Source organism: Streptomyces sp. NPDC059668, from assembly GCF_042734135.1.
Classification (GTDB): Bacteria; Actinomycetota; Actinomycetes; order Streptomycetales; family Streptomycetaceae; genus Streptomyces.
The window spans coordinates 14,067-40,489 of record NZ_JBHWEL010000080.1 but is presented as its reverse complement, the minus strand read 5'-3'; the positions used below and the strand labels follow the sequence as shown (position 1 = coordinate 40,489).

The 26,423-nt window shown below is 70.4% G+C and carries 26 protein-coding genes; 9 read left to right on the top strand and 17 right to left on the bottom strand.

The window, feature by feature from the left end:
- Nucleotides 1-82: 82 nt before the first annotated feature.
- The 3 genes from ACFV2J_RS35865 to ACFV2J_RS35855 all read right to left on the bottom strand — a co-directional run bounded on the left by ACFV2J_RS35865 (nucleotide 83) and on the right by ACFV2J_RS35855 (nucleotide 2,638).
- Nucleotides 83-1,342, bottom strand: coding sequence for a phosphotransferase (locus ACFV2J_RS35865; RefSeq protein ID WP_385442636.1), 1,260 nt, complete (start codon nucleotides 1,340-1,342; stop codon nucleotides 83-85).
- Nucleotides 1,343-1,444: 102 nt separating this feature from the next.
- Nucleotides 1,445-1,867 (bottom strand): pyridoxamine 5'-phosphate oxidase family protein, encoded by a 423-nt coding sequence (locus ACFV2J_RS35860; RefSeq protein ID WP_385085012.1) that lies wholly within the window; start codon nucleotides 1,865-1,867, stop codon nucleotides 1,445-1,447.
- 108 nt (nucleotides 1,868-1,975) lie between these two features.
- The gene (locus tag ACFV2J_RS35855) at nucleotides 1,976-2,638 is read right to left on the bottom strand and encodes a response regulator (protein ID WP_385085014.1); all 663 of its coding nucleotides are present in this window, start codon (nucleotides 2,636-2,638) and stop codon (nucleotides 1,976-1,978) included.
- A 407-nt stretch (nucleotides 2,639-3,045) separates the two neighbouring features.
- Here ACFV2J_RS35855 and pdhA point away from each other — a divergent pair, with 407 nt between their 5' ends.
- Genes pdhA through ACFV2J_RS35840 form a run of 3 tightly spaced genes read left to right on the top strand, consistent with a single transcriptional unit; the run spans nucleotide 3,046 to nucleotide 6,735 of the window.
- Nucleotides 3,046-4,314, top strand: coding sequence for a pyruvate dehydrogenase (acetyl-transferring) E1 component subunit alpha (gene pdhA, locus ACFV2J_RS35850; protein ID WP_385085016.1), 1,269 nt, complete (start codon nucleotides 3,046-3,048; stop codon nucleotides 4,312-4,314).
- A 2-nt stretch (nucleotides 4,315-4,316) separates the two neighbouring features.
- Nucleotides 4,317-5,297, top strand: coding sequence for an alpha-ketoacid dehydrogenase subunit beta (locus ACFV2J_RS35845; RefSeq protein ID WP_385085018.1), 981 nt, complete (start codon nucleotides 4,317-4,319; stop codon nucleotides 5,295-5,297).
- A 10-nt stretch (nucleotides 5,298-5,307) separates the two neighbouring features.
- Nucleotides 5,308-6,735, top strand: a complete 1,428-nt coding sequence (locus ACFV2J_RS35840) for a dihydrolipoamide acetyltransferase family protein (RefSeq protein ID WP_385085020.1) — start codon at nucleotides 5,308-5,310, stop codon at nucleotides 6,733-6,735.
- A 93-nt stretch (nucleotides 6,736-6,828) separates the two neighbouring features.
- Here the strand turns inward: ACFV2J_RS35840 and ACFV2J_RS35835 are convergent, their stop codons facing one another.
- The 7 genes from ACFV2J_RS35835 to ACFV2J_RS35805 all read right to left on the bottom strand — a co-directional run bounded on the left by ACFV2J_RS35835 (nucleotide 6,829) and on the right by ACFV2J_RS35805 (nucleotide 12,277).
- Nucleotides 6,829-7,512 carry a contact-dependent growth inhibition system immunity protein gene (locus ACFV2J_RS35835; RefSeq protein ID WP_385085022.1) on the bottom strand — a complete coding sequence of 228 codons (684 nt, stop codon included), beginning with the start codon at nucleotides 7,510-7,512 and terminating at the stop codon, nucleotides 6,829-6,831.
- A gap of 47 nt (nucleotides 7,513-7,559) precedes the next feature.
- The gene (locus ACFV2J_RS35830; RefSeq protein WP_266700368.1) at nucleotides 7,560-7,865 is read right to left on the bottom strand and encodes an RNase A-like domain-containing protein; all 306 of its coding nucleotides are present in this window, start codon (nucleotides 7,863-7,865) and stop codon (nucleotides 7,560-7,562) included.
- Between the two features lie 61 nt (nucleotides 7,866-7,926).
- Entirely contained in the window at nucleotides 7,927-8,598 is a 672-nt protein-coding gene (locus tag ACFV2J_RS35825) for a hypothetical protein (protein WP_385085024.1), read from the bottom strand.
- Between the two features lie 107 nt (nucleotides 8,599-8,705).
- Nucleotides 8,706-10,409: an RNase A-like domain-containing protein gene (locus tag ACFV2J_RS35820; protein WP_385085026.1), complete on the bottom strand. Its 1,704-nt coding sequence runs from the start codon at nucleotides 10,407-10,409 to the stop codon at nucleotides 8,706-8,708.
- Nucleotides 10,409-10,714 carry a WXG100 family type VII secretion target gene (locus ACFV2J_RS35815; protein WP_385085028.1) on the bottom strand — a complete coding sequence of 102 codons (306 nt, stop codon included), beginning with the start codon at nucleotides 10,712-10,714 and terminating at the stop codon, nucleotides 10,409-10,411. Before ACFV2J_RS35815 ends, ACFV2J_RS35820 begins: the two co-directional genes overlap by 1 nt.
- Before the next feature lie 49 nt (nucleotides 10,715-10,763).
- A complete protein-coding gene (locus ACFV2J_RS35810) occupies nucleotides 10,764-11,180 on the bottom strand; it encodes a WXG100 family type VII secretion target (protein ID WP_385085030.1) in 417 nt (138 codons plus the stop codon).
- Between the two features lie 200 nt (nucleotides 11,181-11,380).
- A complete protein-coding gene (locus ACFV2J_RS35805) occupies nucleotides 11,381-12,277 on the bottom strand; it encodes a D-alanyl-D-alanine carboxypeptidase family protein (RefSeq protein WP_385085032.1) in 897 nt (298 codons plus the stop codon).
- A gap of 232 nt (nucleotides 12,278-12,509) precedes the next feature.
- On the opposite strand from ACFV2J_RS35805, the gene ACFV2J_RS35800 reads away from it, so the two are divergent.
- Nucleotides 12,510-13,193: a GntR family transcriptional regulator gene (locus ACFV2J_RS35800; RefSeq protein ID WP_385085034.1), complete on the top strand. Its 684-nt coding sequence runs from the start codon at nucleotides 12,510-12,512 to the stop codon at nucleotides 13,191-13,193.
- Nucleotides 13,190-14,494: a nitrate/nitrite transporter gene (locus ACFV2J_RS35795; protein ID WP_385085036.1), complete on the top strand. Its 1,305-nt coding sequence runs from the start codon at nucleotides 13,190-13,192 to the stop codon at nucleotides 14,492-14,494. Before ACFV2J_RS35800 ends, ACFV2J_RS35795 begins: the two co-directional genes overlap by 4 nt.
- Before the next feature lie 136 nt (nucleotides 14,495-14,630).
- On the opposite strand, the gene ACFV2J_RS35790 is transcribed toward ACFV2J_RS35795, so the two are convergent.
- Complete coding sequence (locus tag ACFV2J_RS35790) at nucleotides 14,631-15,455, bottom strand: maleylpyruvate isomerase family mycothiol-dependent enzyme (protein ID WP_385085038.1); 825 nt, start codon at nucleotides 15,453-15,455, stop codon at nucleotides 14,631-14,633.
- Nucleotides 15,456-15,599: 144 nt separating this feature from the next.
- On the opposite strand from ACFV2J_RS35790, the gene ACFV2J_RS35785 reads away from it, so the two are divergent.
- Complete coding sequence (locus tag ACFV2J_RS35785) at nucleotides 15,600-16,394, top strand: carbon-nitrogen family hydrolase (protein ID WP_385085040.1); 795 nt, start codon at nucleotides 15,600-15,602, stop codon at nucleotides 16,392-16,394.
- Nucleotides 16,395-16,588: 194 nt separating this feature from the next.
- On the opposite strand, the gene ACFV2J_RS35780 is transcribed toward ACFV2J_RS35785, so the two are convergent.
- Nucleotides 16,589-17,083, bottom strand: coding sequence for an LURP-one-related/scramblase family protein (locus tag ACFV2J_RS35780; RefSeq protein ID WP_385085042.1), 495 nt, complete (start codon nucleotides 17,081-17,083; stop codon nucleotides 16,589-16,591).
- Nucleotides 17,080-18,123, bottom strand: coding sequence for a GlxA family transcriptional regulator (locus tag ACFV2J_RS35775; RefSeq protein ID WP_385085044.1), 1,044 nt, complete (start codon nucleotides 18,121-18,123; stop codon nucleotides 17,080-17,082). The genes ACFV2J_RS35780 and ACFV2J_RS35775 overlap by 4 nt, the downstream gene beginning before the upstream one ends.
- Nucleotides 18,124-18,174: 51 nt before the next feature.
- On the opposite strand from ACFV2J_RS35775, the gene ACFV2J_RS35770 reads away from it, so the two are divergent.
- A complete protein-coding gene (locus ACFV2J_RS35770; protein WP_385085046.1) occupies nucleotides 18,175-18,564 on the top strand; it encodes a cupin domain-containing protein in 390 nt (129 codons plus the stop codon).
- A 230-nt stretch (nucleotides 18,565-18,794) separates the two neighbouring features.
- Here ACFV2J_RS35770 and ACFV2J_RS35765 read toward each other — a convergent pair whose 3' ends face one another.
- Nucleotides 18,795-19,376 carry a dihydrofolate reductase family protein gene (locus ACFV2J_RS35765; protein WP_385085048.1) on the bottom strand — a complete coding sequence of 194 codons (582 nt, stop codon included), beginning with the start codon at nucleotides 19,374-19,376 and terminating at the stop codon, nucleotides 18,795-18,797.
- A 248-nt stretch (nucleotides 19,377-19,624) separates the two neighbouring features.
- Between ACFV2J_RS35765 and ACFV2J_RS35760 the strand changes: the two genes are divergently transcribed.
- The gene (locus tag ACFV2J_RS35760) at nucleotides 19,625-21,463 is read left to right on the top strand and encodes an NHL domain-containing thioredoxin family protein (RefSeq protein WP_385085050.1); all 1,839 of its coding nucleotides are present in this window, start codon (nucleotides 19,625-19,627) and stop codon (nucleotides 21,461-21,463) included.
- A 7-nt stretch (nucleotides 21,464-21,470) separates the two neighbouring features.
- Here the strand turns inward: ACFV2J_RS35760 and ACFV2J_RS35755 are convergent, their stop codons facing one another.
- The 3 genes from ACFV2J_RS35755 to ACFV2J_RS35745 form a co-directional block, all read right to left on the bottom strand.
- Complete coding sequence (locus ACFV2J_RS35755) at nucleotides 21,471-21,704, bottom strand: DUF6458 family protein (protein ID WP_153289526.1); 234 nt, start codon at nucleotides 21,702-21,704, stop codon at nucleotides 21,471-21,473.
- A gap of 129 nt (nucleotides 21,705-21,833) precedes the next feature.
- The gene (locus ACFV2J_RS35750) at nucleotides 21,834-23,138 is read right to left on the bottom strand and encodes a M18 family aminopeptidase (RefSeq protein ID WP_385085052.1); all 1,305 of its coding nucleotides are present in this window, start codon (nucleotides 23,136-23,138) and stop codon (nucleotides 21,834-21,836) included.
- A gap of 535 nt (nucleotides 23,139-23,673) precedes the next feature.
- Nucleotides 23,674-25,500 (bottom strand): acyl-CoA dehydrogenase, encoded by a 1,827-nt coding sequence (locus ACFV2J_RS35745; RefSeq protein WP_385097653.1) that lies wholly within the window; start codon nucleotides 25,498-25,500, stop codon nucleotides 23,674-23,676.
- 320 nt (nucleotides 25,501-25,820) lie between these two features.
- Here ACFV2J_RS35745 and ACFV2J_RS35740 point away from each other — a divergent pair, with 320 nt between their 5' ends.
- Entirely contained in the window at nucleotides 25,821-26,288 is a 468-nt protein-coding gene (locus ACFV2J_RS35740) for an SseB family protein (RefSeq protein ID WP_168529151.1), read from the top strand.
- Nucleotides 26,289-26,423: the final 135 nt, after the last annotated feature.

Below are 26,423 nucleotides of genomic sequence, written 5' to 3'. Positions count from 1 at the left end.
GCCGCCCCCCGCGCCCCCGGCGGCCCCGCCGGGCCCCCCCGCCCGTCTCCAGGGGTCTCCCCGGCGACGGCCCGGCCGTCGATCAGCCCGTGAACGCCTCGCACACCGCGTCGTACTCCCGTGTCCACCACACCGCCAGTGCCGAGGCCGCCGGGAACTGGGTGTCGGCCCGGGTGTCGCCGCGCTCGTAGTGCCAGCGCAGCATCCAGAAGTCGTTGAGGCGTTCCCACCACACGCGGTGCACGGCGGCGGCCAGTTCGGCGGCCCCCGCGCCCGCCGCTCGTCGGTACGCGCGTGCGTAGGCCCGCACCTTGGCCAGGTCGAGCGCGCCCACGGGCCGTACGAAGAAGATCATCGCGGCGCGTACGGCCTCTTCGGCGCGGGGGTGGACGCCGAGCCGGTCCCAGTCGACGATCGCGGCCGGTTCGCCGTCGCGGTAGAGCAGGTTGAACGGGTGGAAGTCGCCGTGCACCCAGCCCACCGGGCCGCCCGGCGGGGGCCGCCGGTCGGCGTGCTTCTCCAGGAGGGCGCGCCGTTCCAGGAGGCGGTGCCGGGCCAGTTCGTCGAAGGCGTCGGGCGGCCGGTGGCTGCGCACCCTGGCGAGCAGGCGGTCGATGAGCGCGAAGGTGTCGGCGGGGTCGACGCCCCGGGCCGGGTCGGTGCCCTCGGCGGCGCGGGCCTCGGCGTCCTCGGGGCCGGCGGTGCCCTTGGGGCCGGCGGTGCCCTCGGTGTCCCTGGTGGGACCGCGGTCCGCCGGGCCTTCCGGCGTCGCGCGACCACCGTCCTGAGCCCCCTGACCCCGCTCCGGGGTTCCCTTCGGGGTCCGGTCCGACCCTGGGTCCGAAGTCCGGTCCGGAGTCCGGTCCGTGATCCGCTCCGGCCGGGCGCCGGTGGGCGGTTCCCCCGGGGCGCGCCCCTGGGTCGCCATCACTCGCTCCATGACCCGTTCCAGACTGGCGTGGACGACGCCGAGGAGGGCTCCCAGCCGGGCGCACTGTTCCGTGGTGAGCTGGCCGCCGTGCCGGTGCCTGCCGTCGATCCAGGGGTGCAGGGCGTACGCGTGGCCCCCGACGACGGCGACCGTGCGTCCGTCCGTGCCGGCCAGCGGCGGGGCGACGGGAACGCCGAGATCCGCGAGACGCTGGGTCGCCCGGTGCTGGCGCACGATCGCGGCGGGGTCGGCCGTCTCGGGGTCGAAATGGTGCTTGAGGAAGTAGCGGCCGTGGGTGGTGCGCAGCCGGTAGCCGCGGTTGAGCAGCCCCTGTTCGACGGGGTCGCAGGTCAGCGCGGACCCGGCGGCGTACTGGCGGAGGAGGGCGCCCAGAGGGGGCGCGTGAATCACAGGAATGGGTACGGATGAGCGCGGCACGCGCCAGATGCTAGGGCACCGTACAGGCCCCTGACCTGCGTTTGTCACACACAGTCATGTTTGATCACGAGATGGTCACAGGATGTGCTGGAACTGCCGTTCCAGGCCATCGTCCGTGGAGTGCACGGTGCAGACCTGGGGTGTGACGCCCAGATAGACCGGGTCGAAGCGTTCGCCGTCCACGAGTCGCGGCGCGGGTCCGAAACGCTCACGCTCCGCCGGGGTCGGCTCGACCGCCTCGCACCGGCCCACGATCTGCACGGACCACAGGCTCTCGCCGGGCCGCGCGGAGCCCAGGTTGTCGGTGCCGTATGCGATGACGCCGCCGGCGCAGGCCTGGTGGCTTCCGCAGCCCCGGTGCATCCGCAGCAGCAGGCGCCCGTCCACCACGATGTGGCGGGCCGCCGCGAGCAGGGGCAGCGCGTGCCGACTGGCGGCCACCCGGCCGTGGTCGGTGCGGCGCATCAGGTCCACGGCGAGCTGTTCGTCGGTGGGCATTCTTCCAATCTTCGGTATCCGGACAGCCCCGGCAAGAGCCGCCCGTCCCGGGAAAGGGGCCATAGGTCCTGAATGCCCCCGAGTCCTCGCCCCGCCCGCCCTGGGCCCTCAGCGGCGCTGCTTCTCCGCCTGGAGGCGCGCCACGTACGCGGCCGCCTGGGAACGCCGCTCCATGCCCAGCTTGGACAGCAGGCTCGACACATAGTTCTTGATCGTCTTCTCGGCGAGATGCAGCCGCTCGCCTATCACGCGGTTGGTCAGCCCCTCGCCGATCAGGTCGAGGATCCTGCGCTCCTGCTCGGTGAGGTGGGCGAGCCGGTCGTCGCCGCGGGGGCCGCCGTCGCGCAGCCGCTCCAGGACCCGGGCCGTGGCCTCCGGGTCGAGCAGGGACTTCCCGGCCGCGACGTCACGTACGGCCGCCAGCAGTTCACCGCCGCGGATCGCCTTCAGCACATAGCCCGACGCGCCCGCCATGATCGCTTCGAAAAGTGCCTCGTCATCGGCGTAGGAGGTCAGCATCAGGCACTTGATGGCCTCGTCGCGGGAGCGGATCTCGCGGCAGACCTCCACACCGCTGCCGTCCGGGAGGCGGACGTCGAGCACCGCGACGTCCGGGTGCGTGGCGGGAATCCGTACCAGCGCGTCGGCGGCCGTCCCGGCCTCGCCGACCACTTCGATGCCGTCCTCCACGGAGAGCAACTCGTGGACCCCGCGTCGCACCACCTCGTGGTCATCGACGAGAAATACGGTAATTTTTCCGTTTTCGGGCACAAAGTAAGTGTCACACACCACCTTCGGCCCCGTGGAGGTCCACTCTTCCCGTGCCCGGGGTGGCCGGGATAACGTGCCGGTGTTCCGGCCCCCTGCAAGGCTGCGACCAGTGCTGTGACCAGCAACTGTTCCCGACCCGCGCGAACTACTTGGAAATCCGACTAAAAAGTACTTGGAAATCCAAGCAAAAACGCAGGTCAGGAGGGGTTTCACAGAAATGTGGAGCACTGGGTAACGTGACCGTTGCAGGGCGCTCGCCGGGGCACCTGTCACGCCTGTTCCGGCCGAGTGGCACCCACCCCGTGCACGGGTACTGGAACGGCGAGCCGCTCCCCTGAGCTCTCGACGAGCGAGGGGGAACCCAGCCACCCGGCAACCCCGGGGGCCGGACCGACGGAGGAGCACACGTGACCGTGGAGAGCACTGCCGCGCGCAAGCCGCGACGCAGCGCCGGTACGACCGCTGCGAAAAGCGGCGCCAGTACGGCCGGTTCAAAGACCGCCGCGAGCAGGACCGCGGCCGGCAAGGGAACCGGCGCGGCCGGCAAGGGAACCGGCGCGGCCGGCAAGAAGGCACCGGGTACTTCGGGCGCGGACCCCGAACTCGTCCAGCTGCTGACGCCCGAGGGCGAGCGGGTCGCGGACGCCACGTACGACCCGTACGTCGCCGACATCACCCCCGAGGAGCTGCGCGGCCTCTACCGGGACATGGTGCTGAGCCGCCGCTTCGACGCCGAGGCCACCTCTCTGCAGCGCCAGGGCGAGCTCGGCCTGTGGGCCTCGATGCTCGGCCAGGAGGCCGCCCAGATCGGTTCGGGCCGGGCCACCCGTGACGACGACTACGTCTTCCCGACCTACCGGGAGCACGGCGTCGCCTGGTGCCGCGGGGTCGACCCGACCAACCTGCTCGGCATGTTCCGCGGCGTGAACAACGGCGGCTGGGACCCGAACAGCAACAACTTCCACCTGTACACGATCGTCATCGGCTCGCAGACCCTGCACGCCACCGGCTACGCCATGGGCATCGCCAAGGACGGCGCGGACTCGGCCGTGATCGCGTACTTCGGGGACGGCGCCTCCAGCCAGGGCGACGTCGCCGAATCGTTCACCTTCTCCGCGGTCTACAACGCGCCCGTCGTGTTCTTCTGCCAGAACAACCAGTGGGCGATCTCCGAGCCCACCGAGAAGCAGACCCGCGTCCCGCTCTACCAGCGCGCGCAGGGCTACGGCTTCCCGGGCGTCCGCGTCGACGGCAACGACGTCCTGGCCTGCCTGGCCGTGACCAAGTGGGCCCTGGAGCGGGCCCGCCGCGGCGAGGGGCCCACGCTCGTCGAGGCGTACACGTACCGCATGGGCGCGCACACCACCTCCGACGACCCGACCAAGTACCGGGCGGACGAGGAGCGCGAGGCCTGGGAGGCGAAGGACCCGATCCTGCGCCTGCGCGCGTACCTGGAGGCCTCAAACCACGCGGACGAGGGATTCTTCGCGGAACTTGAGGTCGAGAGCGAGACGTTGGGCAAACGAGTACGCGAAGTCGTGCGGGCCATGCCGGACCCGGACCACCTCGCGATCTTCGAGAACGTGTACGCGGACGGGCACGCGCTCGTCGACGAGGAGCGGGCCCAGTTCGCCGCCTACCAGGCGTCGTTCGCGGATGAAGGGGAGGGCAAGTAGCGATGGCTGCGGAAAAGATGGCGCTGGCCAAGGCGATCAACGAGTCGCTGCGCACGGCCCTCGACACCGACCCCAAGGTCCTGATCATGGGCGAGGACGTCGGCAAGCTCGGCGGTGTCTTCCGGGTCACCGACGGTCTCCAGAAGGACTTCGGCGAGGACCGGGTCATCGACACCCCGCTCGCCGAGTCGGGCATCGTCGGCACCGCGATCGGCCTGGCCCTGCGGGGCTACCGCCCGGTGGTGGAGATCCAGTTCGACGGTTTCGTCTTCCCGGCGTACGACCAGATCGTCACGCAGCTCGCGAAGATGCACGCGCGGGCGCTCGGCAAGATCAAGCTCCCCGTCGTCATCCGCATTCCCTACGGCGGCGGCATCGGCGCCGTGGAGCACCACTCCGAGTCCCCCGAGGCGCTCTTCGCGCACGTCGCGGGCCTCAAGGTGGTCTCCCCGTCGAACGCGAGCGACGCCTACTGGATGATGCAGCAGGCCATCCAGAGCGACGACCCGGTGATCTTCTTCGAGCCCAAGCGGCGCTACTGGGACAAGAGCGAGGTCAACACCGACGCCATCCCCGGTCCGCTGCACAAGGCGGTCGTGGCCCGCGAGGGCAGCGACCTGACGCTCGCCGCGTACGGCCCGATGGTGAAGGTCTGCCTGGAGGCCGCGGCGGCCGCCCAGGAGGAGGGCAAGTCGATCGAGGTCCTGGACCTGCGCTCGATGTCGCCCATCGACTTCGACTCCGTCCAGACCTCGGTGGAGAAGACCCGCCACCTGGTCGTGGTGCATGAGGCCCCGGTGTTCCTGGGCACGGGCGCGGAGATCGCCGCCCGCATCACGGAGCGGTGCTTCTACCACCTGGAGGCACCCGTCCTGCGGGTCGGGGGCTACCACGCCCCCTATCCGCCGGCGCGCCTGGAGGAGGAGTACCTTCCGGGCCTGGACCGGGTGCTCGACGCCGTCGACCGCTCGCTTGCGTACTGAGGAGAGGGTCGTGACGACGATGACTGAGAACGCGTCGGGGCTCCGCGAGTTCAAGATGCCCGACGTGGGCGAGGGACTCACCGAGGCGGAGATCCTCAAGTGGTACGTCCAGCCCGGTGACACCGTCACCGACGGCCAGGTCGTGTGCGAGGTCGAGACCGCCAAGGCCGCGGTCGAGCTGCCCATCCCGTACGACGGCGTGGTGCGCGAACTGCGCTTCCCCGAGGGGACCACGGTGGACGTGGGCCAGGTGATCATCTCGGTGGACGTGTCCGGGGGAGCGGCGCCCGTGCAGGCGGCGCCCGCGGCGGCCCCGGCCGCCGAGCCCGTGGTCCCGCCGGCCCCGGCCGACGAGGAGCCCAAGCCCGAGGGCCGCAAGCCGGTCCTCGTCGGGTACGGGGTGGCCGAGTCCTCCACCAAGCGCCGGCCCCGCAAGGGCGCCGAGGTCCCCCCGCAGCAGGCCGAGGTGTTCCCGGCGGCCGCCGCGATCCAGGGCGAGCTCAACGGGCACGGCAGGCCGCGCCCGCTGGCGAAGCCCCCGGTCCGCAAGCTCGCCAAGGACCTCGGCGTCGACCTGACGACGATCACCCCGTCGGGCCCGGACGGCATCATCACCCGCGAGGACGTCCACGCGGCGGTGGCGCCCGCGCCGGTGCCGGCCCCGCAGACGTCCGTCGAGGAGACCGTGACGGTCGCCCGCGTCCAGGCCCCCGCCCCGGTCGCCGCGTACGACGCGGTGCGGGAGACCCGTGTCCCGGTGAAGGGTGTCCGCAAGGCCACCGCCACCGCGATGGTCGGCTCGGCGTTCACCGCTCCGCACGTCACCGAGTTCGTGACGGTCGACGTGACGCGCACGATGAAGCTCGTCGAGGAGCTCAAGCAGGACAAGGATCTCGCGGGTCTCCGCGTGAACCCGCTGCTGCTCATCGCCAAGGCCCTGCTGGTGGCGATCAAGCGCAACCCGGACGTCAACGCGTCCTGGGACGAGGCGGCCCAGGAGATCGTCCTCAAGCACTACGTGAACCTGGGCATCGCCGCCGCCACGCCCCGTGGTCTGCTCGTCCCGAACATCAAGGACGCGCACACCAAGACGCTCCCCCAGCTCGCCGAGTCCCTGGGCGAGCTGGTGGCGACGGCCCGCGAGGGCAAGACCTCGCCGGCCGCGATGCAAGGCGGCACGGTGACGATCACCAACGTCGGCGTCTTCGGCGTCGACACCGGCACGCCGATCCTCAATCCCGGCGAGTCGGCGATCCTCGCGATCGGCGCGATCAAGCTCCAGCCCTGGGTCCACAAGGGCAAGGTGAAGCCGCGCCAGGTGACGACGCTCGCGCTCTCCTTCGACCACCGTCTGGTCGACGGCGAGCTGGGTTCCAAGGTCCTCGCCGACGTGGCGGCGATCCTGGAGCAGCCGAAGCGGCTGATCACCTGGGCGTAGCGGGACGACCGGGGAGGAGCCGCGCGCGACCGGACCGTGCGGCTCCCCTGCGGACGGTTCCTCTCTCGGATGGCTCCCCTTCGGACGGCTCCCCTACGCTGACGGCGGCCCGTAGTCGGCGCGCGGCGCGGTGAGCCGGCCGGCGACGCGGGCCAGCCAGCCGCTGGGGGAGTACGAGGCAGGAGGGTCGACCTCCATGCCCAGTTCGGCGACGGCGAGGGCGTAGCCGGTCTCGTCCAGGTCCAGAGCGAGGAGCTCGTGCAACTCGCCGACCAGGCGGGCCACCAGCTGCGGATCGGTGGTGCCGGTGTAGTCGGCGACGGCCGCGTCGTGGTCGTCGAACTCGTCCGGCATGTCCTGGGAGAACCATCCGCCGAGGAACTGGGCGAGTTCGGGGAAGCGGGCGTGCCACTCCCCATGGGTGACAGGGCTGGCCGGAGCCGGCACCTGGCCGTCCTCGACGCTTCGCCTGATGTGATCGGCGAGGAGAAGCAGCCAGTTCTGGACGGCGCCCTCGGGCAGGCCGACGTCGGGGATCTCGTAGAACTCGCCCAGACGGTGCCGCAGCCGCCCCGGGGGGTTGCGGGCGTACTCGCGCAGTTGCTGTTCGGCGATCGGCAGGGCCCAGGGGCGGGTGTGCCAGGTGTGCCGCAGATACGCGGTCAGGGCGGTGCTCGGTTCCTCCTCGGTGTCGTCGGCGACGCGACCCGTGTAGGCGCGTACGACCTGGTCCAACTCACCGTAGCGGCGGTCGTGTTCGAGGGGATTCATGGGCACGGCGGTCGGCTCCGTGGGTGAGGGGGACGCGAGATCGCGGAGTGGGGTCAGAGGTAGACGGGGAACGTGGCGTGCACGACGAATCCGTGCGGCTTCGACGCGTCCCGCTTCAGGATGACGCGCGCGGCCCGGACCTCGACGGACTCGCGCCCCGCCAGCATCATCGCCTGCAGCAGCACCCGGCCCACCGGGTCCGGGCGGCTCGGCCAGGCCGCCTCGATGGTCAGCCTCGCGCGGGTGGAGAGGGCCAGCCAGCGGTGGATGACCTGTTCGTTCCGGTTGACGGTCTGCTGGGTGGCCCACTGGGCGGTCTCGCGGTCGGGATAGGTCGCTGCCCGTTGTGCGGTGGTCATGGCTGGCGCGTGCCTGTCTGTCGAGGTGGGATGGCGGGCGGCCGGGGGACGGCGGCGTCGGTCAGGAGGCGGTGTGGTCGTGCCGCAGGTGGCCGTTGACGGTGTCCAGCAGGACCGTGAGTGTCTCCGCGGTGGCCCACGGCATGGTCCGGGCCATCGTGGACTGTGCGTCGTGCGACTCCAGTACGTGCACGAGGGCGTACTGGGCCTGCGCCGCGACGGGGGCGAGGAACTCCCCGCAGAACGGGTGCTCCGAGTCGATCGCGGCACGGACCGCTTCCTGGGGCGTCGGGTACTCGCCGTCCGAGAGCCAGTTGTCGTGGAATCCCCGCAGCGCACGGAACCGGACTTCTGACTCCCATGCGGAGCCGGGAGCGCCGCCGGGGTCCGTGACACCCTCCCGCTCGACGAGACGGATGGTCTCGGCCAGCAGGCGCAAGTATGCGGGGCCGTCGGTTCCCGCTGCCGCGCGGCCGAGTTTCGCCGTGAATTCCTCGGGCAGCGGCGCGTCCGGCCGGGCCGAGAGGTGTTCGGCCGCGAGATCGAGGAGCGCGGTGACGGCGGTGACCGGGCAGAGCCACTCGGCCTCGTCGGACGAGCGGATGAGGCGTACGAGAGCGCCCAGTTCGTCGGTGAGCTCGTATGTGCCCTGGGACTCCTGGCACATGATCGCCAGATCGAGGACCCTGGCCACCGGACCTCGGTCGAAGGCGGACCACGTGAACGACAGCACGGTATTTCCTTTCGAGGGGATCCTTCTCGGGGGGTGTGCGGCCGAGCCTCCGGGGAGTCTTTCCGCGTCCGGACCACCGCTGTTGCGTAAGTCGCGGGTTCTGCCCATCAGTTCACCGGCATTGACGTGACGACGGTGAAGGGAGGGTCGATTCCGTCGCGGTATCGTAGTACGACCCGCACTCGGTGCGTATCGCTCACCGGGGCCCGATCACCGGCGGTGGAGTAGTCCGCACCGCTGACGGTCGATCCGGTCACGTCGGTGAAGGAGAGTTCGACCGGCGGCTGGATCTTTGAATTGTTCGGATCCCATCCCGGGTTGTTCCGTTTCCTTCTCTCGACCCGTTCGATCCATTTCTCGATGCGGTCCGCGTTGTCGATGTCGTCGAGAGCCGCCTGCGTGTAGCGCTGCGCGGACGGGAGATCCTTGAAGGTCGAGGCCGAGCTCGCACTCGAATCGTCGCGAAGTCGGCCCTTGAGCTGGTCGTCGCTCAGTCCCACGTGCTTGTCGATGGAGTGACCGCCGAAAAGCCCTTCGTCATTGGCCAGGTCCAGCGGGTAGAAATGGTTCTTCTCGTCGTCGTCCTTGGTGTACTTGTGTTCCTTCTTGAATTCGTTGAGTGAGCGCGCCCCGAAAGCTTCCGCGCGGGCCTCCTCGGCGGCGTAGGTGGGGGCCTGGCGGTACGCCTCGTCGATATCACCCTTGAGCGCGCGGAGTTGGGGAGTGAGCGCGTCGACCCGGTTGTTGTACTTCTCCACGACGGCGTTCAGTGCCGCGGTGTCGATGTTCAGCGTGATCTCGGCCCCGAGTTCCACGGCTCCCTTGGCGAGGCCCTTGAAGAAGCGGCCCACCGCCTTGGCACCGTCCTTGAGGTCCCCCGCGTCGAGGTGGCTGAGGTCGAGATCACCGATGGCCTGCTTCACGGCTCTGGAGTAGATCTCCCAGACGTCGTGGTTCAGCTCGACGGCTGCCTCGGCGAAGTCCCGCAGCCGGTCACTGATCTTCATCGCGGAGTCGAACAGGACGGTCATGACGGGGTGTGTCGCGGTCTGGGCGGCGGCGCTGTCGTGCCCCCACTCGTAGCCGCCGGTGTGCCTGCCCCAGGCGGTGGTGCCCCACAGCGAACTGCAGAACCGGCGCATGGCGTCGTACCACTCGCTGTTGCTCTGCTGGGTGATCCCGCTCACCTGACCGGTCAGCGTGCTCTCCGTCAGCGAGAGCGACATGGTCATGTCCGCCCAGGACTGGGACAGGGAGTTGAGGTAGTGCTGTTGGGGGAACGGGTAGACCTCGGCGACCTTGCCCCAGCGGAAGGCGTGTTCCAGCAGGGGCCGCAGGATGTGCCAGACGACGTCGGGGACGTATTCGAGCAGCGAGCGGATGAAGTCGTCACCGCCGTCGTCGTCACCCCATTTCAGGTCCGGGACCGATCCGTAGTCGGGGACCTTGTCGATGACCACCGGCGGTGCCTGCACCTGGGCCGGCGTCCTGCCGGAGGCGTCGTTGGCGGCCTCGGCCCTGGAGTAGTTGTTCGCGGTCGTGGCGAACCCGACGGCGGCGCCTCCGACGCTGACCACGCTCCTGGCCCAGACCTCCAGGTAGCGGTTGCCGACCTCGACGTACGCCGTGGCGAAGGCCTGGGCCGCGGTGCCGTAACCGCCCGCGTCGGGGTACTTCTCCAGGGCCGTCACCAGATCCCTGGCAGCTTTGTCGAAGGGCGTCTGCTGCCCGGCGAACGCGCCGGCCACCCGGTGCAGACCGGAGGGTCTGACGTCGATGGTCCCGCCCTGTGGCGGGACGGCGGTTCCCATCAGGCGCCTCCCCAGCCGCGTAGCACCGCCCGGTGCGCCGCCGCGTAGGTGACATGTCCCGAGGTGACGATCTCGTGCAGCCATTTCTGGGCGGCCTGGAGGTCCTCGGCGGAGTGGCTCCACTCGTCCAGTTTGTCGACGAAGACCTCGCGGGTCTCGCCCTGCCAGGACAGGACGACCGGCTCGATCCGTTCGTAGAGGTCGTCCAGTCTGCCGTTGAGCTGCCTGAGGATGTCCTCCAGTTCGATGGTGAGGTGTCTCAGTGTGGCGAAGGCCACTGTTATGTGGTCGTCGTCGGCCGACATCCGTATCCCCCCGGGTTGGCTTACCGCTGGTCGTGGTGCCCGCGCGAGGTCACATCGCGTCGAGGCTGCTGTGCGGGCGTGCGGGCTGTCCCGTCGCGGCCGGGTTCGGAGTGGAGAGCTTGTCCACCTCGCTGGTGATGTCCGCGCCGACCTGGATCCTGCGGAAGTTCTCCAGGGTGTCCAGTTCCAGCCGGGAGAAGCCGCCCCGGCTCATCCGCACGGCCTGCTCCAGGAGTTCCATCACTTCGCGGATGCGTACGGCGTCCTGCGCCGCCGCGCGGTGGAAGGTCCGGTACGCCGTGGCCGCCGGGCCGCGCCAGCCGGCCTCGATGCCGTCGACGATCGTGTCCATGCGCTCGACCTGCTTGTCCAGGTGGTCCTGCATGGCGTGCAGATCCTCGGCGAGCTTCTTCAGCCCGGAGTCGGGGATCCGGAGGTCCTTGCGCCCGCCCGTCGTATCACCCACGTGTGCCGTTCCCCCTCGTCGCATCGGCAACTCGGCCTTCATCGTAGGGCTGTTCGATGCCCGGTCGGGAGACCGTCACGGGGTCGTCACATGGGTGGAGCGGCGTTCCGCGGCGGCGGTGGGTGCGACGAAGGGGGCCCGTCGCTGTTCGCGGCGGGCCCCCTTCTCGTCTGCGGGTGGTGCTTTCCCCGGAGGGAGGACTACTTGGCGAAGGCGTAGCTCATGAGCTTCTTCGCGTCCGACTCGCGGGCCGGGATGGAGGTCGACGCGAGGACCGTGCCGATGACCGTCTTGCCGTTACGCGTGGCGGCGAAGACGAGGCAGTACTTGGCCTCGGGGCCGGAGCCCGTCTTCACGCCGATGGTGCCGCTGTAGCTGCTGAGCAGACCGTTGGTGTTGGTCCACGCGGCCATGGTGCGGGTGCCGCCGGTCTTCGTCTTGGTCTTCGCCGTGTACGACTTCGTCTTCACGACCGACTTGAACGTGGCGTTCTTCATCGCGCTGCTGGCGATCTTCGTCAGGTCGCGCGGCGTCGAGTAGTTGTTGCCGTTGCCGATGCCGTCGAACGAGTCGAAGTGCGTGTGTGCCAGGTGGAGGCTCTGCGCCGCGGTGTTCATCTTGCCGATGAAGGACTTCACGCGGGCGGCGCGGGTCGAGCCCGAGCCGAACTTGTCGGCGAGCGCGTACGCGGCGTCGCAGCCCGACGGCAGCATCAGCCCGTAGAGGAGCTGACGGACGGTGACCTTGTCACCGACGATGAGGTGCGCCTGGGAGGCGTTGTTGGCGACCACGTAGTCGCTGTACGCCTTCTGGATGGTGACGGTGGAGTCCAGGTTCAGGTTCGACTGGGCCAGTACGACCTTGGCCGTCATGATCTTGGTGGTGGAGCCGGTGGAAAGCGGAGTGTCCGCGGCCTTGGTGTAGAGGGTCGCGGCCGTGCCGTTGTTCATCACGTAGCCGCCCTTGGCGGCGATGGTGGGGGTGGCCACGGCACCCGCGGGTGCCGCGCCGAAGGCTCCGGCGGCCAGAACGGCGCCGGTGGTGACGGTCACGGCGGCGGCCCTGCGGAAACGTGTGCCCTTAATGCCGGTAATCAAAATAAACGCTCCGAATGCGCGAAATGCCCCTGGGAGAACGGCACATGGCAGTGTCGTCTCACGTACGGACTCCCCACGTACCCAAAGGGATGCACGGAAAAGGGAACTGAATGATGTGACGTGGGTTACGCCGGGAGCCCCAAGGTGAACGCGCGAGAAGCCGTCGGGTCGCGCCGGTCCGCATCCTGGACGGGGAACCGCGATGCGTGCGTGTTGTATCTATGATGTGCGCATGCCTGCCGCCCCACCCGTGTCCGCCCCGCCCGCCGTCCCTCCGGTGAAACAGCCGCCCGCCGCCGACCGTGTCTACGCCCACGTCAAGCAGGGTGTCCTGGAGCGCCGTTACGAAGGAGGGACGCTGCTCACCGAGGGCGAACTCGCCGACGCGGTCGGGGTGTCCCGTACGCCGGTGCGCGAGGCGCTGCTCCGGCTGGAGGTCGAGGGCCTGATCAGGCTCTACCCGAAGAAGGGCGCACTCGTCCTGCCCGTCTCCGCGCAGGAGATCGCGGACGTGGTCGAGACCCGCCAGCTCGTCGAGGAGCACGCGGTCCGCAAGGCCGTACCTGCCGCGCCGCGGCTCATCGCGCGGCTGGAGGAACTCCTCGCCCAGCAGAAGGAACAGGCCGCGGCGGGCGACCTGGCCGGCGCCGCCGTCACCGACCGCTGCTTCCACGCGGAGATCGTCCGCAGTGGCGCCAACGAGATCCTCTCCCGTCTCTACGACCAGCTCCGCGACCGTCAGTTGAGGATGGGAGTGGCCGTCATGCACGCGCACCCCGACCGGATCACCAAGACGCTCACCGAGCACGAGGAGATCCTCGAGGCCCTGCGCTCCGGCGACGCGGCGGCGGCCGTCGACATCGTCCACCGGCACGTCAGCTGGTTCTCGAACCTGGCGCGGGGAGAGGTGCGATGAGCTCGCACTCGGCCGTGTCGCTGCCGGGTGATCCGCCCGGCGGGCGCCGCGCCGTCGGCGTCTGGGGCATCGGCGTCGCCGTGTATTTCGTCGCGGTCATCTTCCGTACGTCGCTCGGGGTGGCCGGACTCGACGCCGCGGACCGCTTCCATGTGAACGCCTCGGCCCTCTCCACCTTCTCGATCCTCCAACTCCTCGTCTACGCGGGCATGCAGATACCGGTCGGACTGCTCGTCGACCGGCTCGGCACCAAGCGGGTGCTGACCTTCGGCGTGGTGCTGTTCACCGTGGGACAGCTGGGCTTCGCGTTCTCGTCCTCGTACGGGATGGCGCTGGCCTCGCGGGCATTGCTGGGCTGCGGGGACGCCATGACGTTCATCAGCGTGCTGCGGCTGGGCACCCGCTGGTTCCCGGCCCGGCGCGGGCCGTTGGTCGCTCAGCTCGCGGGGCTCGTCGGCATGGCGGGCAACCTCGTGTCGACCCTCGTGATCGCGCGCCTGCTGCACGGGGTCGGATGGACGGCGGCGTTCGCGGGCAGCGCGTCCGCGGGCGTGGTCGTCCTCGTCCTGCTGCTCCTCTTCCTCAAGGACCACCCCGAGGGCCACGAGCCGGAGCCGTTCCCGCACCAGGGCGCCGCCTATGTGCGCCGGCAGATCCTGGCGTCCTGGCGCGAGCCCGGCACCCGGCTGGGCATGTGGGTGCACTTCACGACGCAGTTCCCGGCGATGGTGTTCCTCCTGCTGTGGGGCATGCCGTTCCTGGTCGAGGCGGAGGGGCTGTCGCGGGCGACGGCCGGAGAACTGCTCACCCTCGTCGTCCTGTCCAACATGTTCGTCGGGCTCGTGTACGGGCAGATCGTCGCCCGCCACCACGCGGCGCGGCTGCCGCTGGCGCTCGGGACGGTGTCGGCGACCGCGGTGGCATGGGCGAGCGCGGTGGCCTACCCCGGGCAGCACGCGCCGATGTGGCTGCTGGTGACGCTGTGCACCGTGCTGGGGGCCTGCGGGCCGGCTTCCATGATCGGGTTCGACTTCGCGCGGCCCGCGAATCCCCCGGAACGGCAGGGGACCGCGTCCGGGATCACCAACATGGGCGGTTTCGTCGCCTCCATGACGACGCTGTTCGCGATCGGGGTGCTGCTGGACTCGACCGGCGACAACTACCGGATCGCGTTCTCCGCGGTGTTCGTCCTTCAGGCGGTCGGGCTGAGCCAGATCTTCCGGCTGCGCAAGGAGGCCGCGCGCAGGGAGCGGGAGCGGTTGGTCGCGAGCCGGGTGGAGACGGTGCACGTACCGGCGTAGTCACCGCCGGGGCGCCTCGCGACGCCGCCCCCACCCTTCCCCCGAGCTCTCGGTCCCGCTCGGGCGGGGGCGACCGGCCCACGCTTTTTCCGGGGCCCTCGCCGCGGACCCCGGACTGCTCCGGGCCCGCCGGCCGTTACGGCGTGACCCTGAAGTTGCGGAGGATCGCCGTGGTCAGCTCCGGGTCGCCCTCGGACTTGATGCGGTCGGAGACGGCTTCGGGGGTGACACGCCCGCAGGCCAGACGGAAGAACGTCTCCCAGTCGAGAGTGAGGGTGGCGGCCGGGCCGAGGGAGGGGGCACCGTCTATCGAGCCGCGCCCCTCGGCGTCGACGCGCACCGTGCGCAGGAACTCCACGGGCCCGTGGACGTCGAAGACGACCGCCGACTGCGCGGGCGCCCCCGCGTCCTTGGCCACCACCTTCGGCAGCGCGGCGAGCAGCTGGTCGCGGACGATCTGCGCGCCCGGGGAGTCGAGGTTGCCCGGCCGGCCGAGGGTGGTCCGGAGGTCCTGCTCGTGCACCCACACGTCGAACGCCCGGTTCCGCATGGCGTGTTCGAGGGTCACCTCGGTGCCGAGCGGACCGCGTACCTTGGCGTCCGGCTGCCGCGTCTCGTTCCGCAGCTGACGGTTGCGACGGATGATCGTGTACTCCAGCTCGGAGGTCATCTCGGGCGCCGTGTGGTGGCGGCGCACATCGACCTGCATCTCCATGTAGCGCTGGTGCTCATTCGTGACGTGGAACAGGTCCCGGGGGAGCGTGTGGATCGGCCGCGGATCGCCCAGCATCTCGCAGTCGAGCCCGATCACGTGCGACACCAGATCCCGCACCGACCAGCCCGGGCAGGGCGTACGCCGGTTCCATTCGCCCTCCACCAGCGGTGACACCAACTCGGTTATCGCGTCGATGGAGTGGGCCCAGGCGTCGGCGTAGGACTGAAGGCTCGGATGCAGACTCACGGAACGGGACCCCTCGGGCGGTCGGTACGCGGGCAGTGGGTGTCTTGGAACGCTAAGTTACGCTGCTGTGAGGCACCCCGGCAGTGCTTTCGTGTGACGATCGTAGGCCCGTATGGACGGCTCGAATGCCAGGACGGTGGTAGTGTGCACGCCTCTCTGCTCCAGATCGACGTAAAAGCCACTGAATCGGTCGATTCGCGTCGGCGGCGAGTGGCGGCTCTGGTACGAGAACAAGCCGGAGTGGACCTGGTGGTGCTCCCCGAGCTGTGGACCACGGGGGCGTTCGCCTACGAGTCGTTCGCCGCGGAGTCGGAGACCCTGGAGGGGCCGACGGCCGAGGTCATGGCGAAGGCGGCGAGCGGCGCGGGCGTGTGGCTGCACGCGGGGTCGGTCCCGGAACGCGCCGCGGACGGAACGCTCTACAACACCTCCCTCGTCTTCTCGCCCTCCGGCGACCTCGCCGCCGCCTACCGCAAGATCCACCGCTTCGGCTTCGACAAGGGCGAGGCCGTACTGATGGGCGCGGGCGGCGAGCTGGTGACGGTCCGCCTCCCGGAGACCACCGTCGGCGTCGCCACCTGCTACGACCTCCGCTTCCCCGAGCTCTTCCGCGGGCTCGTCGACGAGGGCGCCGAGACCTTCGTCGTCCCCGCCGGCTGGCCCGAGCGCCGCCGCGCCCACTGGACCCTCCTCGCGCGGGCCCGCGCGGTGGAGAACCAGGCGTTCGTACTCGCCTGTGGAACGGCCGGCACCCACGCCGACGTTCCCCAGGCCGGTCACTCGATCGTGGTCGACCCCTGGGGAGAGGTCCTCGCGGAGGCGGGCTCCGGCGAGGAGGTCCTCACGGTCGAGTTCGACCCGGCCAGGGTCGCGACGACGAGGGAGCAGTTCCCGGCGCTCAAGGACCGCGCGCTCGGCCTCACCACGCCCCGCCACTGACAGAGGGATCCGGCGTACGCCGCTGACACACGGACCCGGCGTACGGCGCAGACGCGAGGGACCGGCGTACGCGTCCGGCGTGCGCGGTGCGGCACGACACGACCTGCCGAGCCACGACACCTGCCCGAGCCACGACGCACGCCGAGCCACGACGCACGCCGAGCCACGACACACGCCACGCCACGGCGCCGGTGTCAGTCCGAACCGTGCTCCTTCTCGGCCAGGTGGATCACGCAGACCGCCACCGCGATCAGCAGCGCCATGTCCGCGTCGTCCCGGACGACGTCGACGCCGTACGTCTCGCGCACCCGCAGCCACCGCCGCGAGATCTGCGCGAGCAGCTCCCCGTCGTAGTCGATCCCGAACTCCCGGTCCAGGATCTTCCCGCTGACGTCGAGTTCGCTGCCGTCCACCAGGGCCACCCGGTAGTGGTTGCGCAGCAGCGACAGCCGCTTGCGCCGGATGGTGGCCAGCGTCTCGCCGTCCCGCCCGATGACCATGGTGTCCCGCAGGGCGAACATCTTCTGGTGGATGTCGATGAGGACGCGCCCCCGCGTGTCCTTCAGCTCGAAGGTGTCCCGCAGCCGCATCGCCTTGCCGTCGACGAGGAACACCTTGTTGCCGTGCTCGTCCTCGATCCAGTAGTCGTCACCGAAGCCGAGGAGCCGGTCGCGCACGAGGAATCTCATACCGTCACGGCTTCCCCGGTGGCCGGTCCGAAACGCCGTCTGTAGGCCGATGGGCTCAGTCCCGTCTCCCGCCGCAGCCGCGTCCTGAGGTTCGCGGCGGTGCCGAGGCCGCTGCGCCGCGCGACGACCTCGATCCGGTGCTCGCCCCGCTCGATGAGGCGACAGGCCAGCGCCACCCGTTCCCCGGTCAGCCACGCCAGCGGGGTGGTCCCGAGCTGGGCCCGGAAGCGCCGGTGCAGGGTGGCCGGGCTGAGTGCCGCGTGCGCCGCGAGGTCGGCCACCGTGAGGGGTTCCCCGAGCCGCTCCCGCGCCCAGGTCAGCAGGGGTGCGAGGGACTCGTCCGGTACGTCGGGCACGGGGCGCTCGACGAACTGCCGCTGCCCGCCGTCGCGGTGCGCGGCGAAGACCAGCCGCCGGCTGACGGCGTTGGCGATCTCGGCGCCGTGGTCACGCCGTACGACGTGCAGCCCGAGGTCGAGCGCCGACGCGCTGCCGGACGCGGTGAGGATGTCCCCGTCGTCCACGAACAGCACGTCCGGCTCCAGCCGCACCTCCGGGAACCGCGCCCGGAACGACGGCGCCCACATCCAGTGACAGGCCGCCCGCCGGCCCTCCAGCAGCCCGGCTTCCGCGAGCGTGAATGCGCCGGAGCAGAATCCGATCAGTCGCGCGCCCCGCGCGTGCGCCCGGCGTATGGCGTCCAGGACCTCGGGGGAGCGCGGCGCGTCGGTGTCGGGACGGTTCGGCACGATCAGCGTGTCGGCGTCCTCGGCCGCGTCCAGCCCGGCGACGTCGGCGAGCGTGAAGAACCCGTCCCGCATCCGGGTGCGCGCGGAGGCCGCGCACAGCCGGAAGTCGTACAGCTCCCGTCCCAGCTCGGGTCTGCGCAGCCCGAAGACCTCGATGGCGCAGCTCATCTCGAAGGGGTTGGAGTTCTCGTCGACGATCAGGACGACCCGGTGCGCGGCGGTCCCGCGAGTGGCTCCGGGAGTGGTCCCGGGGGCGCCTGGGAGGACGGGGTGCGAGGATCCTTGCGGCATGTGCGATTTCTAGCACTCGTGGTCCCGCCGGACCAGGCCGAGGATGACGGCATGGCCAACGAACCCGTCTCCCTGCCCGCCGCCCTCGCCTCCTTCTCCGACCTGTGGAGCCCCCGTATCGTCACCGCCGTCAACGACTACGACGTACGCGTGGCCAAGGTCGAGGGCGAGCACCTCTGGCACGCGCACGACCACACGGACGAGTTCTTCCTGGTCCTGGAGGGCGAGCTGACCATCGCACTGCGGGAGCCGGCCGGCGAGCGGACCATCGTCCTCCCCAAGGGCTCCGTCTTCACCGTCCCGCGCGGCACCGAACACAAGCCGAGCGCTCCGGACGGGGCCGCGATCCTGATGTTCGAACCCACGGGCACGCTCACCGTCGGCGACCACCACGACGAGATCCCGGACCATGTGGACGCGACCAGGGGGCATGCCCTGTGACCGGCGAGGGCCGTCGTCGCCGCCACGCTTGCTGAGATCGCCCGCTCCGAGTCGGAGAATCCGGGCGCTCGAATCGCTCGGCCGGGCGCCACCTGCGCGCCAAGGGCCGGTGGACCGGCGGTCAGCCGCCGTGCGGCCCGCTCGGCGCCGCGTACACCCGAAAGCTCATCCACGACCCGGTCCTGTGTCACCGTTCGCGGTGGACTTCCTCGCGTACCCGCTCGGATCGGTCAACGGCGCACCCGATAGCGCAGGTGCAGCACCCGGTCGCCCTGGATCACCACGTCGGGATCCTCCAACAGGTGCTGCGCGTGGACCGACCCGAAGTAGCGCTTGCCGGACCCGAGCACGACGGGTACGACGTCCATGCGCACCTCGTCGATCAGGCCCGCGGCGAGCACCTGGCCACCGACGTCGCCGGCGGCGACCTCGACCAGGCGGTCACCCGCGAGCTCCTGCGCCTTGGCCATGGCCGCCTCGACGCCGTCGACGAAGTGAAACGGCGCCTCGGGGTCCCAGCCCTCGGGCTCCGGCCGGTGCGTCACGACGACCACGTGGTCGATCCCGCCCGGAGGCTTCCCGTCCCAGCCATCCGTCATGTCGAAGACGTGGCGGCCGACGAGTGTCACCCCGATCTGGTCCCAGTACGGCCGGGTGTGGTCGTAGGACGTCTGCGACACCTTCACCTCGCCGCTCTCGTCCAAGTGGACGTCACCGTTGGACAACCAGTCGAACAGCGGTCCGGGCTGGTCATTCTCGTCCGCGACGAAGCCGTCCACCGACACCGAGCTGTACATGACCACCTTGCCCACGGGGCTCTCCTCTGCTTCGGGTGCCCCAAATTAGCGTGTGGCGCTGTCGCTCCTGTGAGGAATCGATCGGTCGGCACCGTCCGCGCCGCTGCGCCGGCACCGTCCGCCCCGCTGCGCCGCGTCACCGTCCGCGCCGCCGCCCGGTGGCGATCTCTTTCCTGGCCTCGGCCGACTGTCGCCCCCCTGTCCCCAGGCCCCAGCCATACACGTTCGAACCGGGATTCACAGCCGGATGGCATGCTTGAAGCATGAACGACGCCGCCCCCGCCCCCGCGCCCCGCCGTGTCCGTGTCCGCGCCCCCGAGCTGATCGGCAAGGGCGGCTGGCTGAACACCGGAGGCAACGAACTCACCCTCGCCGACCTGCGGGGCAAGTGCGTTGTGGTTGATTTTTGGACCTTCTGCTGCATCAACTGCCTGCACGTCCTGGACGAGCTGCGGGAGCTGGAGGAGAAGCACCGGGACACCGTGGTGATCATCGGGGTGCACTCGCCGAAGTTCGTGCACGAGGCCGAGCACCAGGCGGTCGTGGACGCCGTCGAGCGGTACGGCGTCGAGCACCCGGTGCTGGACGACCCCGAGCTCGCCACCTGGAAGCAGTACGCGGTGCGGGCCTGGCCGACGCTCGTGGTGATCGACCCCGAGGGGTACGTCGTCGCGCAGCACGCCGGGGAGGGGCACGCGCACGCGATCGCCCGGCTGGTGGAGGAGCTGGAGGCCGAGCACGCGGCCAAGGGGACGCTGCGGCGCGGGGACGGCCCGTACGTGGCACCGGAGCCGGAGCCGACCGCGCTCCGCTTCCCCGGCAAGGCGCTCGCCCTGCCGAGCGGGAACTTCCTGGTCAGCGACACGACCCGGCATCAGCTGGTGGAACTCGAAGCGGACGGCGAGACGGTCGTGCGGCGCATTGGGTCCGGTGTGCGCGGTTTCGTGGACGGACCGGCCGACGCGGCCGGGTTCAGCGAACCGCAGGGACTGGCGCTGCTCGGTGCGGACGCCGACGGCGCGGTCGTGGTGGCCGACACCGTGAACCACGCCCTGCGCCGCGTCGACCTCGCGACCGGCGAGGTCACGACCCTCGCGGGGACCGGCCGGCAGTGGTGGCAGGGGTCACCGACGTCCGGCCCGGCGCGCGAGGTCGACCTGTCCTCGCCCTGGGACGTCGCGTTCTTCGGCGGCAGGGTCTGGATCGCCATGGCGGGGGTGCACCAGCTGTGGGCGTACGACCCCGCGGACGGGACCGTCGAGGTCGCCGCGGGCACGACCAACGAGGGACTCGTCGACGGCCCGCCGGCCGAGGCCTGGTTCGCCCAGCCGTCCGGGCTGGCGGCCACCGCCGACCGGCTCTGGGTGGCCGACTCCGAGACCTCGGCGCTGCGTTGGATCGGGCTCGACGGCAGCGTGCACACCGCCGTCGGCACCGGCCTGTTCGACTTCGGCCACCGTGACGGTGCCGCCGGACAAGCGCTGCTCCAGCACCCGTTGGGCGTCACGGCGCTGCCCGACGGTTCGGTCGCGATCAGCGACACCTACAACCACGCGCTGCGCCGCTACGACCCGGCGACCGGTGAAGTGACCACGCTGGCCACGGACTTGCGGGAGCCGAGCGACGCGGTCCTGGTGGGTGACGACATCGTGGTCGTCGAGTCCGCCCGGCACCGGCTGACCCGGCTGCGTCTGCCCGAGGAGGCCGTGAGGGTGGAGTCGGTGGCCCACCGCACCCAGCGCGCCGCCACCGAAGTCGCCCCGGGCGGGCTCCGGTTGGACGTGATCTTCCAGGCTCCCGCGGGCCAGAAGCTGGACGTCCGCTACGGTCCGTCCACCCGGCTGCTCGTCTCCTCGACGCCGCCCGAGCTGCTGCTCGACGGCGAGGGGGCGGGCACGGATCTCTCCCGGGCCCTGGAGCTGAACCCGGCCGTCACGGAGGGTGTCCTGCACGTCTCCGCGATGGCCGCGTCCTGCGACGACGATCCGTCGAACGAGTACCCGGCCTGTCACGTCCACCAGCAGGACTGGGGTGTGCCGGTCCGCCTCACCGAGGGCGGTGCGCTCCGGCTGCCGCTGGTGCTGGCGGGGATGGACGACTGACCTGCGGCTATACGCCGTATCCGCCGCGGTGGTGCCGCTCCTCCTCGATCACCGGAGTGGTCGGCGGTACCACCACGCGGCGCCGCCTCGCGATGCTGTTGAACGTCAGTACCCCGATCAGTCCGACGACCATGAAGATGACGCCGACCAGGTCGAGGTTGACCCCCTTCATGTGCCAGTCGGTCGCGAACGTGAGGATGGCCCCCGCGCCGATCAGGATGATGCAGCCGCCCAGGCCCATGGGTGTCGCCTCCTTGGAGTAGCAACTCGCGGTCTTTCCGGGCTCGTTCCGGGTACCCGGGACCCCGCGAGACATGCGGAGGCGCTCACTCGCCGCTCGGTGGCACCGTTCGGCGTCATCCCACGAGGGCTATCCCTCCAGGAACGCCACCAACGCGTTGGCCAACAGGAACGGGTCGTCGGTGCCGCACAGTTCGCGGGCGCTGTGCATCGACAGGATGGCCACGCCGATGTCGATGGTCTTGATGCCGTGGCGGGCCGCGGTGATCGGGCCGATGGTGGTGCCGCAGGGCATGGAGTTGTTCGAGACGAAGGTCTGGAAGGGCACGCCGGCCTTCTCGCAGGCGGCGGTGAAGACCGCGCGGCCCGCGCCGTCGGTGGCGTAGCGGTTGTTGACGTTCACCTTGAGGATGGGGCCGCCGCCCGCGCGCGGGTGGTGCGTCGGGTCGTGCCGCTCCGCGTAGTTGGGGTGGACGGCGTGGCCGGTGTCGGAGGAGAGGCAGACGGTGCCCGCGAAGGAGCGTGCCCGGTCCTCGTACGTGCCGCCCCGCGCGAACACCGAGCGTTCGAGTACGCCGCCGAGCAGCGGACCGTCGGCGCCGGTGTCGCTCTGGGAGCCGTTCTCCTCGTGGTCGAAGGCCGCCAGGACGGGGATGTACGGGAGCTCGGAGCCGGAGCCCGCGGCCGTGGCCACCGCGACCAGGGCCGCCGTGCCCGCGTGCACGGACAGCAGGTTGTCCATGCGGGGGCCGGCCAGCAGGTCGTTGTCGCGGCCCAGGTAGGCGGGTGGTTCGACGGAGTGGGTCATCAGGTCCCAGCCGGTGATCTCGCCGGCCTGCAGACCCGACTCCTCCTCCAGGAACGCGATCAGGTCGCCCTCGTGGGGGTCGCCGAGGCCCCAGACGGGCTGGAGATGACGCTGCTTGTCGAGCTTGAGCCCCTCGGTGGAGACGGAGCGGTCGAGGTGGACGGCGAGCTGGGGGACGCGCAGCAGCGGCCGGTCGATGTTGACCAGGCGCGTCGAGCCGTCACGCAGTGCCAGCCGGCCGGCCAGCCCGAGGTCGCGGTCCAGCCAGGAGTTCAGCAGCGGTCCGCCGTAGATCTCCACGGCCACCTGGCGCCACCCGTGCGCCCCGGTGTCCGGCTGCGGCTTGACGCGCAGGTTCGGGGAGTCGGTGTGCGCGCCCACGATCCGGTACGGGGTGTGGGGTCCGGCGCCCTCGGGCACGTACCAGGCGACGATCGCGCCGCCGCGCAGCACGAACTTCCCTCCGCTCGTGCCGTCCCACGCGTCGGTCTCGGCGACCTGACGGAATCCGGCCTTCTCCAGCCGCTCGGCGGAGTTCGCCACGGCGTGGTACGGCGTGGGGCTCGCCGCCAGGAAGGTCATGAGGTCGTCGGTGTGGCCGCGGTCGAAGCGGGCTGGGTAGCTCATGAGTTCACCTTAACGACGCTCGGGGGCCCCCTCCCCGGGATGGTGAGCGGGCTCTCGTAAGGGGGATGTGAAGGGCGGACATCTGGTGGGAGCCGGCCGTTCCCGGGGGGTGCCCGCCCGGGGACCGCCGTGCGTGAGGGGGGAAGCCACCCGTGTTCCGGCCCGCCGCGGGTGCCTCCGGAGTTTCACGCCCCGGCGCATCCGGACTCGCGCGCCCTTTTATACGCCCCCTCCGCGCCCCGAGGCCTCTCCTGTGCCGGCGTTCAGTCCAAGCGCCTGTCCGGGCCTCGGCCAAGGGCCTGTCCGGGCCTCGGCCAAGCGTCCGTCCGGGCCTCGGCCCGGCACCCGCCCGGGCCCCGTCCCGGCACCGGGCCCAGCCCGCCGCCTTCTCCCCCGTGCCGAACGGCCCGCCCCCGGAAATCGAATCCGGGAGCGGGCCGTCGAGTCCAGTGGGCCGTCGAACGGTCCGCCGGTGGCCGCCGGTGGCCGCCGGTGGCCGCCGGTGGTCGTCGGCGGCCGTCGAGGGGGCGCGAACTCAGAACGCCGCTTCGTCCAGCTCCATCAGGTCCAGCTCCACGCCCTCGGCCAGCTTGCGCGCGCCGGTGACGCCGGGCAGGACGTTCGCGGCGAAGAACTTCGCGGCGGCGATCTTGCCGGTGTAGAAGGGCCTGTCCTTCGCCGACGCCGTCTCCAGCTTCTCGGCGGCGACCGCGGCACCGCGCAGCAGCAGGTAGCCGACGACCACGTCACCGGAGGCGAGGAGGAGGCGGGTGGTGTTCAGGCCCACCTTGTAGATGTTCTTGACGTCCTGCTCGGTCGCCGCGAGGTCGGTGAGCATGAGGCCGACGATGGCCTCCAGCTCGACGGCCGCCTTGGCGAGCTGCTCGCGGGCCGCGGACAGCTCCTCGCCGCCGGTGGCGAGCGCCAGGAACTTCTTGATGTCCTCGGCGAGCGAGTTCAGTGCCGCGCCCTGGTTGCGGACGATCTTCCGGAAGAAGAAGTCCTGGCCCTGGATCGCGGTGGTGCCCTCGTACAGGGTGTCGATCTTGGCGTCGCGGATGTACTGCTCGATCGGGTACTCCTGCAGGAAGCCGGAGCCGCCGAACGTCTGGAGCGACTGGGCGAGCTGCTCGTAGCCCTTCTCGGAGCCGTAGCCCTTCACGATCGGCAGGAGCAGGTCGTTGAGGGCCTCCAGCGCGGCGGTGTCCTCGCCGGCGGCCTCCTTGACCTGGATGTCGTCCTGGATCGCGGCGGTGTGCAGCACCAGGGCGCGCATGCCCTCGGCGTAGGCCTTCTGCGTCATCAGCGAGCGGCGCACGTCGGGGTGGTGCGTGATGGTGACCTTGGGCGCGGTCTTGTCCATGAAGTTCGCGAGGTCGGGACCCTGGACGCGCTCCTTGGCGTACTCCAGCGCGTTCAGGTAGCCCGTCGACAGGGTCGAGATGGCCTTCGTGCCGACCATCATGCGGGCGAACTCGATGATGCGGAACATCTGGCGGATGCCGTCGTGCTTGTCGCCGATCAGCCAGCCCTTGGCCGGGTGGCGGTCGCCGAAGGTCATCTCGCAGGTGTTGGACGCCTTCAGGCCCATCTTGTGCTCGACGTTCGTCGCGTACGCGCCGTTGCGCGCGCCCAGCTCGCCGGTCTCGAAGTCGAACTCGTACTTCGGGACGAGGAAGAGGGAGAGGCCCTTGGTGCCGGGTCCGGCACCCTCGGGGCGGGCGAGCACGTAGTGGAGGATGTTCTCCGACATGTCGTGTTCACCGGACGTGATGAAGCGCTTGACGCCCTCGATGTGCCAGGAGCCGTCCTCCTGCTGGACGGCCTTGGTGCGGCCGGCGCCGACGTCCGAGCCCGCGTCGGGCTCGGTGAGGACCATGGTGGAGCCCCACTGCTTGTCGACGGCGATCTTCGCGATGTGCTTCTGGACCTCGGTGCCCTCCTCGAAGAGGATGCCGGCGAACGCCGGGCCCGAGGAGTACATCCAGACGGCCGGATTGGCGCCGAGCACCAGCTCCGCGTAGGCCCAGATGAGGGAGCGGGGCGCGGTGGAGCCGCCGATCTCCTCGGGCAGGCCGAGCCGCCAGTACTCGGAGTCCATGAACGCCTGGTACGACTTCTTGAAGGAGGCCGGCACCGGGGCGGTGTTGGTCTCGGGGTCGAAGACGGGAGGGTTGCGGTCGGCGTCGGCGAAGGACGCGGCCAGCTCGTTCTCCGAGAGGCGCGTGAGCTCCTCCAGGATGCTCTTGGCGGTGTCCGTGTCCATCTCCGCGAACGGTCCGGTGCCGTACAGCTTGTCGCGCCCGAGCACCTCGAAGAGGTTGAACTCGATGTCGCGGAGATTCGACTTGTAGTGCCCCATGGCGACGGCTCCGTAAGGGTTCGGGGAGGCGGAGGTACTCGCAGCCTCGTTACACGTACCAGCAAGTAGCTACGATGATGCTACCCGTCGGTAATAAGAATCAACCCCTGACGGTCCTTATGTGATGAGGCTCTAACGGGACTTCAGCCGGACGCTGGTGGGGCGCGGGCCGGAAACGGGCGCGACGCGGGCCGGACTCCGGCGGGGAGCTGTATGCGGCGCGCGTCCGAGGGGACCCGTGGCCGGCCGCCGCCGGGGGCCGGGAAAGGGGATGGGCCGTCCGTACTCCCCCGGGGGCCGCGCCCATTAGTCTTTGGGCCATGTACGGCTACGACCAGAACGCGGGCGCGCAGCAGCAGCAGTACGCCCAGCCGCAGCAGCAGATGCCCGGCGGCTACGGCCAGCAGCCGCCGCTCTATCCCGAGCCGTCCCCGCCGTCGCTGGCGGACGCGGTCCGTGCCTTCACGACGGGATCGCTCTCCGCGGAGGACTTCCAGCAGGTCTTCGCCACGTCGAAGGTCTACTGCCCGCGCGGCGACAACCCGGGTTTCCTGGCGCTGCACAACACCCAGCAGCCCGTCATCCCCATGTTCAGCTCGCTCAAGGAGCTGCGCCGGTACGCCGGCAAGGAGTCCAAGTTCTTCGTGATCACCGGTGCGGAGGTGATCGACCTGCTGCCCACCGGCTACGGCTTCGTGCTCGACATGGAGGGTGAGCACCGCATGGTCTTCGACGCGAAGGCCGTGGAGCAGATGGTGGACTTCGCGATGCGTCGTATGTACGGCTAGTCCTGCCCGCTCGCCGATCACCGCGGACGCCCGGAGGGAATTCCCTCCGGGCGTCCCCCCCGTAGGGGGGGTCAAAATATTAAAAACAAAAAAAAAAAATGCAAAACGAGGTAGACACAAAGCAAGATATTCCAC

What these genes read in the sequence shown, in the direction of transcription:
- ACFV2J_RS35860 (WP_385085012.1), bottom strand. Translation starts at nt 1,867, where the DNA reads ATGCCCACCGACGAACAGCTCGCCGTGGACCTGATGCGCCGCACCGAC.
- ACFV2J_RS35845 (WP_385085018.1), top strand. Translation starts at nt 4,317, where the DNA reads ATGGCTGCGGAAAAGATGGCGCTGGCCAAGGCGATCAACGAGTCGCTG.
- ACFV2J_RS35830 (WP_266700368.1), bottom strand. Translation starts at nt 7,865, where the DNA reads ATGACCACCGCACAACGGGCAGCGACCTATCCCGACCGCGAGACCGCC.
- ACFV2J_RS35820 (WP_385085026.1), bottom strand. Translation starts at nt 10,409, where the DNA reads ATGGGAACCGCCGTCCCGCCACAGGGCGGGACCATCGACGTCAGACCC.
- ACFV2J_RS35815 (WP_385085028.1), bottom strand. Translation starts at nt 10,714, where the DNA reads ATGTCGGCCGACGACGACCACATAACAGTGGCCTTCGCCACACTGAGA.
- ACFV2J_RS35800 (WP_385085034.1), top strand. Translation starts at nt 12,510, where the DNA reads ATGCCTGCCGCCCCACCCGTGTCCGCCCCGCCCGCCGTCCCTCCGGTG.
- ACFV2J_RS35795 (WP_385085036.1), top strand. Translation starts at nt 13,190, where the DNA reads ATGAGCTCGCACTCGGCCGTGTCGCTGCCGGGTGATCCGCCCGGCGGG.
- ACFV2J_RS35780 (WP_385085042.1), bottom strand. Translation starts at nt 17,083, where the DNA reads ATGAGATTCCTCGTGCGCGACCGGCTCCTCGGCTTCGGTGACGACTAC.
- ACFV2J_RS35775 (WP_385085044.1), bottom strand. Translation starts at nt 18,123, where the DNA reads ATGCCGCAAGGATCCTCGCACCCCGTCCTCCCAGGCGCCCCCGGGACC.
- ACFV2J_RS35770 (WP_385085046.1), top strand. Translation starts at nt 18,175, where the DNA reads ATGGCCAACGAACCCGTCTCCCTGCCCGCCGCCCTCGCCTCCTTCTCC.
- ACFV2J_RS35760 (WP_385085050.1), top strand. Translation starts at nt 19,625, where the DNA reads ATGAACGACGCCGCCCCCGCCCCCGCGCCCCGCCGTGTCCGTGTCCGC.
- ACFV2J_RS35755 (WP_153289526.1), bottom strand. Translation starts at nt 21,704, where the DNA reads ATGGGCCTGGGCGGCTGCATCATCCTGATCGGCGCGGGGGCCATCCTC.
- ACFV2J_RS35750 (WP_385085052.1), bottom strand. Translation starts at nt 23,138, where the DNA reads ATGAGCTACCCAGCCCGCTTCGACCGCGGCCACACCGACGACCTCATG.
- ACFV2J_RS35745 (WP_385097653.1), bottom strand. Translation starts at nt 25,500, where the DNA reads ATGGGGCACTACAAGTCGAATCTCCGCGACATCGAGTTCAACCTCTTC.
- ACFV2J_RS35740 (WP_168529151.1), top strand. Translation starts at nt 25,821, where the DNA reads ATGTACGGCTACGACCAGAACGCGGGCGCGCAGCAGCAGCAGTACGCC.